The organism is Pseudazoarcus sp. NS34 (assembly GCF_059703725.1).
The window spans coordinates 193,924-206,570 of record NZ_BAAKIZ010000002.1 but is presented as its reverse complement, the minus strand read 5'-3'; the positions used below and the strand labels follow the sequence as shown (position 1 = coordinate 206,570).

Annotated in this window: 13 protein-coding genes and 3 tRNA genes; 10 read left to right on the top strand and 6 right to left on the bottom strand. The window is 62.9% G+C overall.

Annotation, left to right across the window (positions count from 1 at the left end):
• Position 1: 1 nt before the first annotated feature.
• The 4 genes from rbfA (at position 2) to pnp (ending at position 3,934) form a co-directional block, all read left to right on the top strand.
• Positions 2-385, top strand: a complete 384-nt coding sequence (gene rbfA / locus AC6H0N_RS07300) for a 30S ribosome-binding factor RbfA (RefSeq protein ID WP_497573434.1) — start codon at positions 2-4, stop codon at positions 383-385.
• Entirely contained in the window at positions 385-1,293 is a 909-nt protein-coding gene (truB, locus tag AC6H0N_RS07295) for a tRNA pseudouridine(55) synthase TruB (protein WP_497573977.1), read from the top strand. The genes rbfA and truB overlap by 1 nt, the downstream gene beginning before the upstream one ends.
• A gap of 102 nt (positions 1,294-1,395) precedes the next feature.
• Positions 1,396-1,665 (top strand): 30S ribosomal protein S15, encoded by a 270-nt coding sequence (gene rpsO, locus AC6H0N_RS07290; RefSeq protein WP_497573433.1) that lies wholly within the window; start codon positions 1,396-1,398, stop codon positions 1,663-1,665.
• A 157-nt stretch (positions 1,666-1,822) separates the two neighbouring features.
• Positions 1,823-3,934 carry a polyribonucleotide nucleotidyltransferase gene (pnp, locus tag AC6H0N_RS07285; RefSeq protein WP_497573432.1) on the top strand — a complete coding sequence of 704 codons (2,112 nt, stop codon included), beginning with the start codon at positions 1,823-1,825 and terminating at the stop codon, positions 3,932-3,934.
• 71 nt (positions 3,935-4,005) lie between these two features.
• On the opposite strand, the gene dksA is transcribed toward pnp, so the two are convergent.
• On the bottom strand, positions 4,006-4,431 hold the full coding sequence (gene dksA, locus AC6H0N_RS07280) for an RNA polymerase-binding protein DksA (RefSeq protein WP_497573431.1): 426 nt from the start codon (positions 4,429-4,431) through the stop codon (positions 4,006-4,008).
• Positions 4,432-4,586: 155 nt separating this feature from the next.
• Here dksA and AC6H0N_RS07275 point away from each other — a divergent pair.
• The 3 genes from AC6H0N_RS07275 to AC6H0N_RS07265 all read left to right on the top strand — a co-directional run bounded on the left by AC6H0N_RS07275 (position 4,587) and on the right by AC6H0N_RS07265 (position 4,891).
• Positions 4,587-4,663, top strand: a tRNA-Pro gene (locus tag AC6H0N_RS07275).
• Positions 4,664-4,689: 26 nt separating this feature from the next.
• Positions 4,690-4,766 (top strand) — tRNA-Arg (locus AC6H0N_RS07270).
• A gap of 49 nt (positions 4,767-4,815) precedes the next feature.
• Positions 4,816-4,891 (top strand) — tRNA-His (locus AC6H0N_RS07265).
• A gap of 58 nt (positions 4,892-4,949) precedes the next feature.
• Here AC6H0N_RS07265 and AC6H0N_RS07260 read toward each other — a convergent pair.
• Genes AC6H0N_RS07260 through ectA form a run of 3 tightly spaced genes read right to left on the bottom strand, consistent with a single transcriptional unit; the run spans position 4,950 to position 7,242 of the window.
• Complete coding sequence (locus tag AC6H0N_RS07260) at positions 4,950-5,339, bottom strand: ectoine synthase (RefSeq protein WP_497573430.1); 390 nt, start codon at positions 5,337-5,339, stop codon at positions 4,950-4,952.
• Positions 5,340-5,389: 50 nt separating this feature from the next.
• Positions 5,390-6,667: a diaminobutyrate--2-oxoglutarate transaminase gene (gene ectB / locus AC6H0N_RS07255; RefSeq protein ID WP_497573429.1), complete on the bottom strand. Its 1,278-nt coding sequence runs from the start codon at positions 6,665-6,667 to the stop codon at positions 5,390-5,392.
• Positions 6,668-6,705: 38 nt separating this feature from the next.
• Positions 6,706-7,242: a diaminobutyrate acetyltransferase gene (gene ectA, locus AC6H0N_RS07250; protein ID WP_497573428.1), complete on the bottom strand. Its 537-nt coding sequence runs from the start codon at positions 7,240-7,242 to the stop codon at positions 6,706-6,708.
• Between the two features lie 393 nt (positions 7,243-7,635).
• On the opposite strand from ectA, the gene AC6H0N_RS07245 reads away from it, so the two are divergent.
• Both AC6H0N_RS07245 and AC6H0N_RS07240 read left to right on the top strand, forming a co-directional pair.
• Positions 7,636-8,517 (top strand): hypothetical protein, encoded by an 882-nt coding sequence (locus tag AC6H0N_RS07245; RefSeq protein WP_497573427.1) that lies wholly within the window; start codon positions 7,636-7,638, stop codon positions 8,515-8,517.
• A 13-nt stretch (positions 8,518-8,530) separates the two neighbouring features.
• On the top strand, positions 8,531-9,754 hold the full coding sequence (locus AC6H0N_RS07240; RefSeq protein ID WP_497573426.1) for an MFS transporter: 1,224 nt from the start codon (positions 8,531-8,533) through the stop codon (positions 9,752-9,754).
• Here the strand turns inward: AC6H0N_RS07240 and AC6H0N_RS07235 are convergent.
• The gene (locus AC6H0N_RS07235) at positions 9,742-10,899 is read right to left on the bottom strand and encodes a BaiN/RdsA family NAD(P)/FAD-dependent oxidoreductase (RefSeq protein WP_497573976.1); all 1,158 of its coding nucleotides are present in this window, start codon (positions 10,897-10,899) and stop codon (positions 9,742-9,744) included. The two genes, AC6H0N_RS07240 and AC6H0N_RS07235, sit on opposite strands and share 13 nt — an antisense overlap.
• 123 nt (positions 10,900-11,022) lie before the next feature.
• Between AC6H0N_RS07235 and AC6H0N_RS07230 the strand changes: the two genes are divergently transcribed.
• On the top strand, positions 11,023-11,310 hold the full coding sequence (locus AC6H0N_RS07230; RefSeq protein WP_497573425.1) for a 4a-hydroxytetrahydrobiopterin dehydratase: 288 nt from the start codon (positions 11,023-11,025) through the stop codon (positions 11,308-11,310).
• 33 nt (positions 11,311-11,343) lie between these two features.
• Here AC6H0N_RS07230 and AC6H0N_RS07225 read toward each other — a convergent pair whose 3' ends face one another.
• Positions 11,344-12,615 (bottom strand): bifunctional O-acetylhomoserine aminocarboxypropyltransferase/cysteine synthase, encoded by a 1,272-nt coding sequence (locus tag AC6H0N_RS07225; protein ID WP_497573424.1) that lies wholly within the window; start codon positions 12,613-12,615, stop codon positions 11,344-11,346.
• Positions 12,616-12,647: the final 32 nt, after the last annotated feature.

The window sequence follows — 12,647 nt, the reverse complement described above, 5'->3', positions numbered from 1 at the left end:
GATGCCGAAGGACTTTTCCCGCAGTCAGCGTGTCGTCGAGCAGATCCAGCGCGAGCTGGCCGAGCTGATCCGGACCGAGGTGAAGGACCCCCGCGTGGGGTTCATCACCTTGACCGGTGTCGAGATCACGCCCGATTACGCGCACGCCAAGGTGTTCTTCACGTCGATGACGGGCGAGGACAGCGTGCCCGGAATCCTCGTCGGCTTGCGCCGTGCGAGTGGTTTCCTGCGCCGTGAGCTGGGCCGTCGCGTGCGCATCCACACCACGCCGGAGCTGCACTTCGTTTACGACAGATCGGTCGAGGAGGGCAGCCGCATGTCCCGCCTCATCGACGAAGTCGTGCGCGAAGATGAAGAGCGTTCCGGCAAGGATCCGGCCGACTGATCGTGTCTGCTCCACAACGCAGGATTCCACGCCGTCGAATTGACGGCGTGTTGTTGCTCGACAAGCCGATCGGCATGAGCTCGAACGCCGCCTTGCAGCGGGCAAAGCGCCTGCTCAATGCGGCCAAGGCGGGTCATACGGGCACGCTTGATCCGCTGGCCACCGGGCTTTTGCCGCTGACCTTCGGCGAAGCCACCAAGTTTTCGCAGATGCTTCTCGACGCCGACAAGGTGTACGAGGCGACCGTGCGTTTCGGCAGCGAAACCGATACCGGTGATGCGGAGGGGCAGGTCATTGCCACGGCACCGGTGTCGTTTTCGCCTGAAGCGCTTGAGCTTGCGCTGGACGCTCTGCGGGGCGAAATCGAGCAGATTCCGCCCATGTATTCGGCGCTCAAGCGTGACGGCAAGCCGCTGTATGAATACGCCCGCGCCGGCATCGAGATCGAACGGGCAGCGCGTCGCGTGACCATTCATGCACTGGAACTGCTGGCGCTCGACGCCGAAGAGGCAAAGCTGCGCGTGCATTGCAGCAAGGGCACCTACATTCGCACCCTGGCCATCGATCTCGGACGCGCGCTAGGTTGTGGCGCCCACCTGACGGCACTTCGACGTACGGCCATCGGCACATTCGACATTGAGCAGGCCGTCACGCCCGCTTCACTTGAGGCTGCGAGCGAGCCCGATCAGATGCTGGAGCCCGTCGACGCCTTGATCGCGGTCTATCCGCGACTGGAGCTGGACGAAGCCAGCGGAGTGGCATTGATGCTCGGGCGCGAAGTCGCCGGCGAAGGTGAGCCGGGTCTGGTGCGTCTGTACAGCGCAGAGCGTTTCATTGGCCTTGGCGAGCGACGCGCAGACGGACGCATCGTGTCCAGACGCCTGATCGCGACCGGGCAGGGCGAGTGACGGCGAGCGTCGCTGATTTCACGCAGAATGATTGAGTTTTACCCGCGGCGCGGGCTATAATCGCGCACTTGAATTTAGAAGATCGACAAGAGTAAACAACACATGGCTCTCGAAACCGCAAACAAGTCCCAGATCGTTTCCGAATACCAGCGCGCGCCGGGCGACACCGGTTCGCCGGAAGTGCAGGTCGCTCTGCTGACCGCCCGCATCAACGGCCTGACCGGCCACTTCAAGGCCAACGCGAAGGATCACCACTCGCGTCGTGGTCTGCTGAAGATGGTCAGCCAGCGTCGCAAGCTGCTCGACTACCTGAAAGGCAACAATGCCGACAGCTATCGCAGCCTGATCGAGCGTCTGGGCCTGCGCAAGTAATCTGCTCGCCTGCCGAGCCGGACTACGCCCATCGTTGTACCCGTGCGAAAAGCCGGTACGGTTTCATACACCGTTCCGGCTTTTTCGTTCTTGCGGTCCAGTCATCCCGTTTTGCGGTTGTCGTTTGCCGCGGAACACTATTGAAAGGAATTTCACAGTGCCCCAATCCATCAAGAAAACATTTACCTACGGCGCGCATACCGTCACCCTGGAAACGGGTGAAGTTGCCCGCCAGGCCGGTGGTGCCGTCATCGTCAACATGGACGACACCGTCGTCCTCGTGACCGTTGTTGCCCAGCGTGAAGCCAAGGCCGGTCAGGACTTTTTCCCGCTCACCGTTGATTACGTCGAGAAGTTCTACGCCGCGGGCCGTGTTCCCGGCGGCTTCTTCAAGCGCGAAGGTCGCCCGACCGAGAAGGAAACGCTGACCTGCCGCCTGATCGACCGCCCGATCCGTCCGCTGTTTCCGGAAGGCTTCTACAACGAAGTCCAGGTCATCGCGATGGTCATGTCGCTGAACCCGGAAGTGGATGCCGACATCCCGGCCATGCTCGGCGCCTCGGCTGCCCTGGCGATCTCCGGCGTGCCCTTCGACGGCCCGATCGGCGCTGCCCGCGTCGGTTATGTGGATGGTCAGTACATCCTCAACCCGACCCAGAGCCAGCTCAAGGAAAGCCAGCTTGACCTCGTCGTGGCCGGCACGGAAACCGCCGTGCTGATGGTCGAGTCCGAAGCCAAAGAGCTGCCGGAAGACGTCATGCTCGGTTCGGTCGTATTCGGCCACGAGCAACTGCAGGCCGCCATCACCGCCATCAACGAACTCGTTGAAGTCGCAGGCAAGCCGGAATGGGACTGGCAGCCGCCGGCCGCCAATGAGCCGCTCATCGCCCGCATTCGCCAACTGGCCGAGACCGACCTGAACCAGGCCTACAACCTGACCAACAAGCAGCAGCGCACGGTCAGCGTGAATGAAGCTCGCGCCAAGGTCATGGCCGCCATTGCCGAAGATGGCGAGAGCGCCCCGTCCTCGAACGAAGTGAAAGACATTTTCCACAATCTCGAAGCCGAGATCGTGCGTAACCGCATCCTCGGTGGCGAGCCGCGCATCGACGGTCGTGACACGCGCACCGTTCGTCCGATCGAGATCCGCGTTGGCGTGCTGCCGCGCACCCACGGTTCGGCGCTGTTCACGCGTGGCGAGACGCAAGCCATCGTGGTGGCCACGCTGGGTACCGGTCGTGACGAGCAGATCATTGACGCGATCGCCGGTGAATACCGCGAAAACTTCATGCTGCACTACAACTTCCCGCCGTTCTGCACCGGCGAGACCGGCCGTTTCGGTGGCACCAAGCGTCGCGAGATCGGCCACGGGCGTCTGGCCAAGCGCGCACTGATCGCAGCGCTGCCGAAAGCCGAAGATTTCGGCTACACGGTGCGTCTGGTGTCGGAAATCACCGAATCCAACGGTTCCAGCTCGATGGCCTCCGTGTGTGGCGGTTCGCTCGCACTGATGGATGCCGGCGTGCCGATGACCAACCACGTGGCTGGTATCGCCATGGGCCTCATCAAGGAAGGCAACCGTTTCGCCGTGCTGACCGACATCCTGGGTGACGAAGATCACCTCGGCGACATGGACTTCAAGGTGGCCGGTACCGACCAGGGCGTGACCGCGCTGCAGATGGACATCAAGATCCAGGGCATCACCAAGGAAATCATGCAGGTCGCGCTGAGCCAGGCCAAGGAAGGCCGTCTGCACATCCTCGGCATCATGAAAGAGGCGCTGTCCTCCAACCGTGGTGAAGTTTCGGCCTACGCACCGCGCATGATCTCGATGAAGATCAACCCCGAGAAAATCCGCGACGTCATCGGCAAGGGCGGTGCAGTCATCCGCGGTCTGCAGGACGAAACCGGCGCCATCATCGAGATCAATGACGACGGCACGATCACCATCTCGTGCGTCAGCTCCGAGGGCGCCGATCTGGCCAAGAGCAAGATCGAGGCGATCACGGCTGAAGCTGAAGTGGGCCGCATCTACGAAGGCACCGTCGTGCGTCTGCTCGACTTCGGCGCCATCGTGAACATCCTGCCGGGCAAGGACGGTCTGCTGCACATCTCGCAGATCGCCAACGAGCGCGTCAATGCCGTGACCGACTTCCTGTCCGAAGGCCAGGCTGTTCGCGTCAAGGTGCTCGAGACCGACGAGCGCGGCAAGATCCGTCTGAGCATGAAGGCGCTGCTGGAAGAGCAGGCAGCGACCAGCGAAGAGTGATCTCTTCGCCGCAATGAAGAAAGGGACGCCGAAAGGCGTCCCTTTTTATTTGTGCTGCAGCCGCAATCAGGTCATTTGGCGACCTGACGTTCGCGGATCTCCTCCAGGGTCTTGCAGTCAATGCACAGCGTGGCGGTAGGGCGCGCCTCCAGGCGTTTGAGCCCGATCTCCACCCCGCAGCTGTCGCAGTAGCCGTAGTCCCCGTCACGGATGCGTGAGAGGGCTTCATTGACCTTCTTGATCAGTCGGCGTTCGCGGTCGCGGTTGCGTAACTCGAGCGCAATGTCCGATTCCTGGCTGGCACGATCATTCGGGTCGGCATACGAGGTAGCTTCATCCTGCATGGTGTGCACAGTGCGGTCGATGTCTTCCATCATCGTCTTCCTGGCACTTTCGAGCATCACCCTGAAATGGGCGAGCTGGGCTTCGTTCATGTAGTCCTCGCCGTCCGCAGGAAGGTACGGCGTGAAGCCTTTGTTCAACGATTCTTCCGACATGCGCTGGATCCGGTAATCGAAGGAAGCGCACTAATAGCAGAATCGCCAGCGCCAGACAAGCGCAAATCGCGCTGAATTCCGCTCTGGACGCGGCTTGGCCAATGTTCGATTGTGGTTTGACGCCCCCCGTGCCGGTGTGTAGAATGCGCGGCTCTCGGGGTGTAGCGCAGTCCGGTAGCGCGCTTGCTTTGGGAGCAAGATGTCGGGGGTTCGAATCCCTCCACCCCGACCAGCTCACCCCGGAAAGCCCGGCCGGATCTGCCCGTAGCTCAACTGGATAGAGCACCGGCCTTCTAAGCCGGGGGTTGCAGGTTCGATTCCTGCCGGGCAGGCCAGAAAACAGGTTTCCGGCGTAGCGGTCAATGATCGATGCGCATGAAAGTGGCGGCATTAGCTCAGTTGGTAGAGCACTGGATTGTGGCTCCAGTTGTCACGGGTTCGATTCCCGTATGTCGCCCCAGCAACAAAGAAAAACGGCACCCCTCGGGGTGCCGTTTTTCGTTCCGCCCGCCAATACTTCAATCGAGAATCGGGTAGGCGCCGGTAGCGTCGTGCTGCTCGCGGCCGGTGAGCGGCGGATTGAACACGCACACCATGCGCATGTGGGTGCCACGATTGGCGCGCAGGATGTGATGGTCATGCTTGTTCAGGGCGTACAGCGTGCCAGCGCGAATGGCATGGACTTCTCCGGTGCCGAGATCTTCGATCTCGCCTTCGCCCTCGATGCAATACACGGTCTCGAGGTGGTTGCGGTACTCCATGTCCAGTTCGGCGCCGGACTTGATGATGGTGTCGTTCACCGAATAGCCCATGCCGTCACTCTTGAGGATGAAGCGGCGGCTGTTCCAGCCCTCGGAATCGACATCGGCATCGGTTCCGATGATGTTGTCCAGATGTTTGACGATCATGAAATCTCCAGATGGGTGCGTGGGTAAGCCGCCCGAAGGCGGCTCAGGATTCAGGCCGCGTCTTTGGCCGGTGTGTCGCGATTCGACTTGAGCACGGCAACCAGGCTGCGCTCGATGGTGTCCAGGCCGCGCACCAGCTCTTCTTCGCTGATCGTGAGGCTGGGCAGCAGCTTGAGCACTTCGTCGCTGATCCCGGCGGTCTCGATGATCATGCCGTTGTCGAAACACTCGGCCGACACCTTGCCGGCAATCTCGACGTCCTCGAATGCCACGCCCCAGATCATGCCGCGACCGCGCACGGTGGCGGTGACGCCTGTGTTGTCGACGATGCGCTGCAGACGCTCCGAAATGAGCCGCTCCTTAGTCGCGATCGATTTGACCAGCCAGCCATCCTCCCAGAAGCCCAAGGCCGCAGAGGCGGTCACGAAGGCCGGGCAGTGGCCGCGGAAGGTGCCGTTGTGCTCACCGGGTGCCCACAGATCGTGTTCCGGCTTCATCAGCACGAGTGCAAGCGGCAGGCCATAGCCCGAGAGCGACTTGGACAGCGTAATGATGTCCGGCTGGATGCCGGCTTCCTCAAAGCTGAAGAAGCCGCCGGCACGACCGCAGCCGACCTGGATGTCGTCGATGATCATCAGCACGCCATGGCGCTCGGTGACTTCGCGCAGGCGCTTGAGCCATTCCATGCTGGCCACATTGACGCCGCCTTCGGCCTGCACGGTTTCGAGAATCACCGCCGCCGGCGTATCCAGCCCGCTGCCGTCGTCGGCCAGCATGCGGTCGAGGTAGTCCAGGGTGTCGATGTCGTCGCCCAGATAACCCTCGAACGGCACGGACAGCGTGTTGTTCAGCGGCACGCCAGCACCGGCACGCTTGAAGCCATTGCCGGTCACCGCCAGGGCACCCAGCGTCATGCCGTGAAAGGCGTTGGTGAAGTTGACGATGCGCTCACGCCCGGTGACCTTGCGCGCCAGCTTCAGTGCGGATTCCACTGCATTGGTGCCGGTGGGGCCGGGGAACTGCATCTTGTAGTTCATGCCGCGCGGCTTGAGGATGATGTCCTGGAAGCGCTCGATGAAGCGCTGCTTGGCCACCGTGTACATGTCCAGCGAGTGCGTAATGCCGTCTTCGCTCAGGTATTCGATCAGGGCCGTCTTGATGCGGTCGGGGTTGTGTCCGTAGTTCAGCACGCCGGCGCCGGCAAAGAAGTCGAGATAGCTCTTGCCGTCCACGTCGGTCATCCAGGCGCCCTTGGCGCTCTTGAAGACGGTCGGGAAATTGCGGCAGTAGCTGCGGACTTCGGATTCGTACTGTTCAAAGATATTCATGGCGTTTTCTCCTCTGGATTTTCTTGTCGGTCTGGAAATCAGGCCGCGTCGGCTTGCACCTCGTCGCGGAATCCGGACAGCGGGCCGATGCGATAGATCGGTTCTGCCGGGTGATCAATGGGAAACAGGTCTTCCGTGAAATGCGGTACGACGTTGCAGCCAACCTCAAGGTCGCGCGCCGTGGCCTGGAAAAGGCGTCGCGAGGCTTCGTTGTCGTCGCTGATGGTGGCGGTCATCCAGTGCGCATCACGCACTGCCGGCAGTTCCAGCCAGCGCTTGAGCAAGGTTCTGCCCAGCCCCTGACCGCGCATCGAAGGCGCGACGCCGATCTGCCACACAAAAGCCGCTTCGGGCTCGCGTGGCGGGCGATAGCCGACCACGGCGCCCACGACTTCGGCGTTGTGTTCGGCGATCAGGCAGGTGCCACCAAAGTCACTGGCGAACACCAGATAGAAGTACGCAGAGTTCAGCTCCAGCGTGCCTGCGTCGCGCACCAGCTTCCAGATGGCGGCGCCGTCCTGTGCCGTGGCACTGCGGAAGCGGATGTCGGTAGTTTGTCGGGCGGATTCGGTCATGGTCGTTCCTGTAATGAAGGTGTCATTTTCTCGGGCGAACTGAAACCCGATGCGCAATCTGCGCGAAACCATCGATGGATCAGGGAGGCGGCCAGCCGTGGATGCAGCTGAAAGGGGAGCCGTGGGGTGCGTGGGGTACCGTCGTCGGGATCGGAAACTTCCGATGCATCGACGATCTGGAAATGCGGTGAATGAAGAGGCGGGTGGTGGTTTCGGTACGGGTTCCGTGCATTGATCCGCAAACTGCATTCCGCACCAGGCGAAATCGTTTGCTGCTGTAAACGTGGCGGGCATTTTAACATGTTTGCACGAACACATCCCGCCGAGAGGCATGGACGTACAGCGCGGGCGCCAGGGCTTACAATCCGGAGCGCAGTCAACAGGAGAACAGCAATGTCCCGAGGCAGGATCATCGTCGCGCAGGTGAGCGAAGCAGAAATGCATGCAGCAGATCGTATTCTGGGCGCGCTTGCCTCGTCATCCGGTCTGGATCGGGAATGCACTGGTGTCGCCGAAATCAGCCCGGCCGGCACCGCCGACAACGACGACGAAACGCTCCGTTCCGATGACATTCTGCTGCTGGTCTGCGGAACAGACTGGGCAGAACGCTCGATCGAGCAGCCAAGCGCGGCGCTGCTCTCCACGGCCCGCCACCACGGTTGCAGCGTTCATCTCGTTTTGCTGGACGATGCGCCTGAGCCCGACGCCGTCACGCTGCAGCCCGACTTGCAGTGGCTGGAAACAGCACAGTGGCACGTCGTGCGCCACACACATTGGACGGACGACATCGCCGATCTGGCCCAGGCGCTGGCGCCTCCCGCGCCAATGGAAGCCGGCCCCTTGCGTGTCCCGCCGACCCGCCAGATGCTGCTGGCCGCTGGCCTGGTCGGGACGCTGGTGCTACTCGGCGCAATCCTGATGATGAGCCGGATGTGGACGGAGACGCCCGAGGCGGTCGGAAGCTGGGTCGCGCAAGTCGATTACGGTCGCTCGGTCGTGCATACGGAAAAGTTCGCATTCCGAGTAGCCGGCGGGCAGATCACGGGCACTGCAACCTGGCAGGGTTCGCGTCGCATCATCGAGGCTGCGGTGCAGGACGGCGAGCGCCTGAGCTTCCATACCCGCAGTCACGTCAATCGCAGCACGGAACAGCGCGAGCTGCGTCACGACTATGTCGGCATCGTCTCCGGCGACACCATGCGCTTCAGCCTGCGCACCAGTGGCGGCTTCGAAGAGCGTGACGTAGTCGAGTTCGAGGCGCGCCGCGTCCCCTGAACGGAAGCCCCGCTTGAATCCCGCGAATCGTCCCCGCGCATGGGCCACGCTGTTCCTGCCGTTTGCGCTGGGCTACTTCCTGTCCTACCTGCTGCGCACCGTCAACGCGGTCATCTCGCCTGACCTGACGCAGGAGCTTGCGCTGTCGGCGTCCGATCTCGGACTGCTCACCAGCGCCTATTTCCTGGCCTTCGGGCTGGCCCAGATTCCGCTCGGTATCGCGCTGGACCGTTATGGTCCGCGGCGCATCAATGCGTTTCTGTTGCTGCTCGCCGGCGCAGGTGCCGTGGTCTTCGCCTTGGGTGAGAGCATGCTCGAGCTGAGCCTCGGGCGCGGCCTGATCGGCCTTGGCGTGTCGGCCTGCCTGATGTCCGGCCTGAAGGCGTTTTCCATGTGGTATCCGGCCGAGCGACAAAGCTCGATGACCGGCTTCATCATGGCAGCCGGCGCACTCGGCGCGCTGACGGCGGCAACGCCGGTCGAACTCATGCTGCCTGTGATCGGCTGGCGCGGCGTGTTCTGGATACTGGCGGTGGTGGCGGTGGTGGCGGCGGCCCACGTCTGGCTGTGCATTCCCGATACGCCCACCAACAATGCCGGCCAGAGCCTGCGCGAGGCGGTCGGTTCGCTAGGCCACATTTTCCGTTCGCTCGATTTCCTGCGTTTTGCGGGCGCCGCGATGTTCTTCACCGGCGGCTTCATGGCCTTGCAGAGCCTGTGGGCCGTACCGTGGCTGATGACCGTCGATGCGCTCTCACGCAGCCAGGCCGCCGGCTATCTGGTGCTGCTGAACCTCGGCATGTTCTGCGGTCAGATGTCGATCGGTTTTTTCGGCACGCGGCTCACGCGCCGTGGCGTGCGCCCGGTCAATCTGCTGCAGACGGGTTATTGCTGTGTGCTCGCGGTCGAGGTCTTGATCATCAGCGGGGCGTTTCCGTCTGCGCCGCTGTGGTTCCTGCTGGGGCTGCTCGCGGCGGTCAATGCCCAGGCCTATGTCGCCGCCGCATCGTGCTTCCCGCGTGAAGCCTTTGGTCGTGTCAGCACCGCCATCAACCTGATGGCCTTCGCCGGCGCTTTCGTCGTGCAATGGGGCATGGGCATCGTGCTCGACGCGCTGGACGTGGCCGGACATGCCGGCGCCACCGCGCTGACTGCCGCATTTGCGATGCTCATCGGGGTACAGGCGCTGGTCATCGTCCCGCTGTTCTGGGGGCGAAACCGCTCTCAGACGAACTGAGCCGCAGCGTGGCCTGATGACCACGCCCACTGGAAGTTGAAGCCGCCCAGATGGCCGGTGACGTCCATCACCTCGCCCACAAAGTACAAACCCGGCACCTCGCGCGCCTCCATGGTCTTGGACGACAGCGCCGCAGTATCAACACCGCCCAGTGTGACCTCAGCCTTGGCATAGCCTTGCGTGCCGGAGGGCACGATGTGCCAGTTCGTCAGCGCCTCGGCAATGTCGCCCAGTTCGCGGCTGGAAAACTGATTGAGCGGGCGCTCGTAGCCATTGAGCGCGCACCAGGCTTGGGCGAAGCGGCGCGGCAGATGCTCGGCCAGCAGATTGGCAAGCAGGCTGCGGCTGGATGCGTGCTCGCCAAGCCAGGCCGCGGCGTCGATGCCCGGCAGCAGATCCACCGCGACGGGCTCCCACGCATCATCCTCGTACGCCTGCTGCTGCCAGTAGCTCGAAACCTGCAGGACGACCGGGCCGGACAGCCCCCGGTGCGTGATCAGCATGGCTTCGCGGAAGCGGCCGCCATCGCAGCGCGCCATGACATCGAGCGATGCGCCCGACAGCGGCGCGAACAGTTCCAGGGTTTCCGGCGGCAGCGTCAGCGGCACCAGCGCAGGGCGGGGCGGCACGACAGCGATGCCGAACTGCTCGGCGATGCGGTAACCGAAGGGCGTCGCTCCGATCTTGGGGATCGACAGCCCGCCGGTCGCGATTACCAGACTCTCGCAGCGCAGCGTGCCGCGTGCGCTAACCAGTTCGAAGCGCGCGCCGGCCTCGTCGATGCGGCGCACCGCTTCCACCGCGCACGGCATGGCCCATTCGACATTGCCCCATTCGCACTCGGTGCGCAGCATCGCGATGATGTCCTGCGCCGATTCGTCGCAGAACAGCTGGCCGTGCTCGCGTTCGTGGAAATCGATGGCGTGGCGCTCGACCATTTCGATGAAGTCAGTCGAGCTGAATCGCGCCAGCGCAGAGCGCGCGAAATGCGGGTTGCGCGACAGGAAGTTGGCGGGCTCGACGCGGCGATTGGTGAAGTTGCAGCGTCCGCCGCCCGAGATACGAATCTTCTCGGCAAGCTTGGTGGCGTGGTCGAGCAGCAGCACGCGGCGGCCACGCAGGCCGGCCTGGGCGGCACACATCATGCCGGCCGCGCCAGCGCCGATCACGATCACATCGAAAGTTTGGATCTCGGGCAAGGCGTTGGCCACAATTCGGGGAACGGCGCAGGATACGCGCTCACCCCTTACCCGGCAAACGGAGGCCCCATGACCATCAAGCTCGATGCCACTGCCCGCCGCGAGGCGCTTTCCAGCCTGCCTGACTGGCGCGAAGCCGAAGGCCGCGACGCAATCACGCGCAGTCTGCGCTTCGACGATTTCAACGCTGCATTCGGCTTCATGGCGAGGGTTGCGCTGAAAGCCGAGCAGATGAATCACCACCCGGAGTGGTTCAACGTCTACAACCGCGTAGAGGTCACGCTGTCCACGCACGACGCGGGCGGCTTGAGCGCACTGGACGTGGAGCTGGCACGCTTCATCGACAAGCTTGCATAGAAAAAAACGGCGCCCGCGGGCGCCGTTTTCTCGTCAGGCCTGGGCCAATGCCTGATCCAGATCTGTAATCAGGTCATCGACATGCTCGATGCCGATCGACAGCCGGATCATGTCTTCCGATACACCGGCTTTTTTCAGTTCGTCCGGGCCGAGCTGACGGTGTGTGGTCGAAGCCGGATGGCAGGCCAGGGTCTTGCAGTCGCCAATGTTCACCAGGCGCGTGACGAGCTGCAGCGCATCCTGGAAGCGCGCACCAGCTGCCGCGCCGCCCTTGACGCCGAAGTTGAGAATGCCCGAGGCGCGGCCACCCATGTACTTCTGCACCAGCGCATGGTCTGCGTGGTCGAGCAGTCCAGCGTAGTTCACCCAGCTCACCCTGGCATGCGACTGCAGATACTGCGCGATCTTCAGCGCGTTGTCGCAGATGCGGTCCATGCGCAGCGCCAGCGTCTCGATGCCCTGCAGAATCAGGAAAGAGTTGAACGGTGAAATTGCCGCGCCCATGTTGCGCAGCGGCACCACGCGCGCACGGCCGATGTAGGCCGCCGGCCCCAGCGCTTCGGTGTAGACCACGCCGTGATAGGACACGTCGGGCTCGTTCAAGCGCTTGAACTTCTGCTTGTGCTCGGCCCACGGAAACTTGCCCGAATCAACGATGACGCCACCGATGGAATTGCCGTGGCCGCCCAGATATTTGGTGAGCGCATGCACAACGATATCCGCACCATGTTCGAAGGGGCGGCACAGGTAGGGCGATGGCACCGTGTTGTCGACAATCACCGGCACACCGTGGCGATGCGCGATTTCGGCAAGCGCCGCGAAGTCGGTAATGTTGCCCAGCGGGTTGCCGACCGACTCGCAGAACACCGCCTTGGTGTTGGCGTCGATCAGGCGTTCGAAGCTGGCCGGATCGCGATAATCGGCAAAGCGCGCCTCGATGCCGTATTGCGGCAGCGTGTGGGCGAACAGGTTGTAGGTGCCACCGTACAAGGTGCTTGAGGTGATGATGTTGTCGCCGGCTTCCGCAATGGTCTGGATTGCTGCGGTGATCGCCGCCATGCCGGAGGCCATCGCCAGGCCCGCTATGCCGCCTTCAAGCTCGGCCACGCGCTTTTCGAGCACATCGGTGGTCGGATTCATGATGCGGGTGTAGATGTTGCCCTGCACCTTGAGGTCGAACAGATCGGCGCCGTGTTGCGTGTCGTCGAAGGCGTAGGACGTCGTCTGGTAGATCGGCACCGCAACGGCGCGAGTGGTTGGATCGGGCGAGTAGCCGCCGTGCACGGCAATGGTTTCAAGCTTCATTGGGGGTCTCCTCGGGTACTTGCAGCTGCTGC

What these genes read in the sequence shown, in the direction of transcription:
- rbfA (WP_497573434.1), top strand. Translation starts at nt 2, where the DNA reads ATGCCGAAGGACTTTTCCCGCAGTCAGCGTGTCGTCGAGCAGATCCAG.
- rpsO (WP_497573433.1), top strand. Translation starts at nt 1,396, where the DNA reads ATGGCTCTCGAAACCGCAAACAAGTCCCAGATCGTTTCCGAATACCAG.
- dksA (WP_497573431.1), bottom strand. Translation starts at nt 4,431, where the DNA reads ATGTCGGAAGAATCGTTGAACAAAGGCTTCACGCCGTACCTTCCTGCG.
- AC6H0N_RS07260 (WP_497573430.1), bottom strand. Translation starts at nt 5,339, where the DNA reads ATGATCGTCAAACATCTGGACAACATCATCGGAACCGATGCCGATGTC.
- ectB (WP_497573429.1), bottom strand. Translation starts at nt 6,667, where the DNA reads ATGAATATCTTTGAACAGTACGAATCCGAAGTCCGCAGCTACTGCCGC.
- ectA (WP_497573428.1), bottom strand. Translation starts at nt 7,242, where the DNA reads ATGACCGAATCCGCCCGACAAACTACCGACATCCGCTTCCGCAGTGCC.
- AC6H0N_RS07245 (WP_497573427.1), top strand. Translation starts at nt 7,636, where the DNA reads ATGTCCCGAGGCAGGATCATCGTCGCGCAGGTGAGCGAAGCAGAAATG.
- AC6H0N_RS07235 (WP_497573976.1), bottom strand. Translation starts at nt 10,899, where the DNA reads ATGATGTGTGCCGCCCAGGCCGGCCTGCGTGGCCGCCGCGTGCTGCTG.
- AC6H0N_RS07230 (WP_497573425.1), top strand. Translation starts at nt 11,023, where the DNA reads ATGACCATCAAGCTCGATGCCACTGCCCGCCGCGAGGCGCTTTCCAGC.
- AC6H0N_RS07225 (WP_497573424.1), bottom strand. Translation starts at nt 12,615, where the DNA reads ATGAAGCTTGAAACCATTGCCGTGCACGGCGGCTACTCGCCCGATCCA.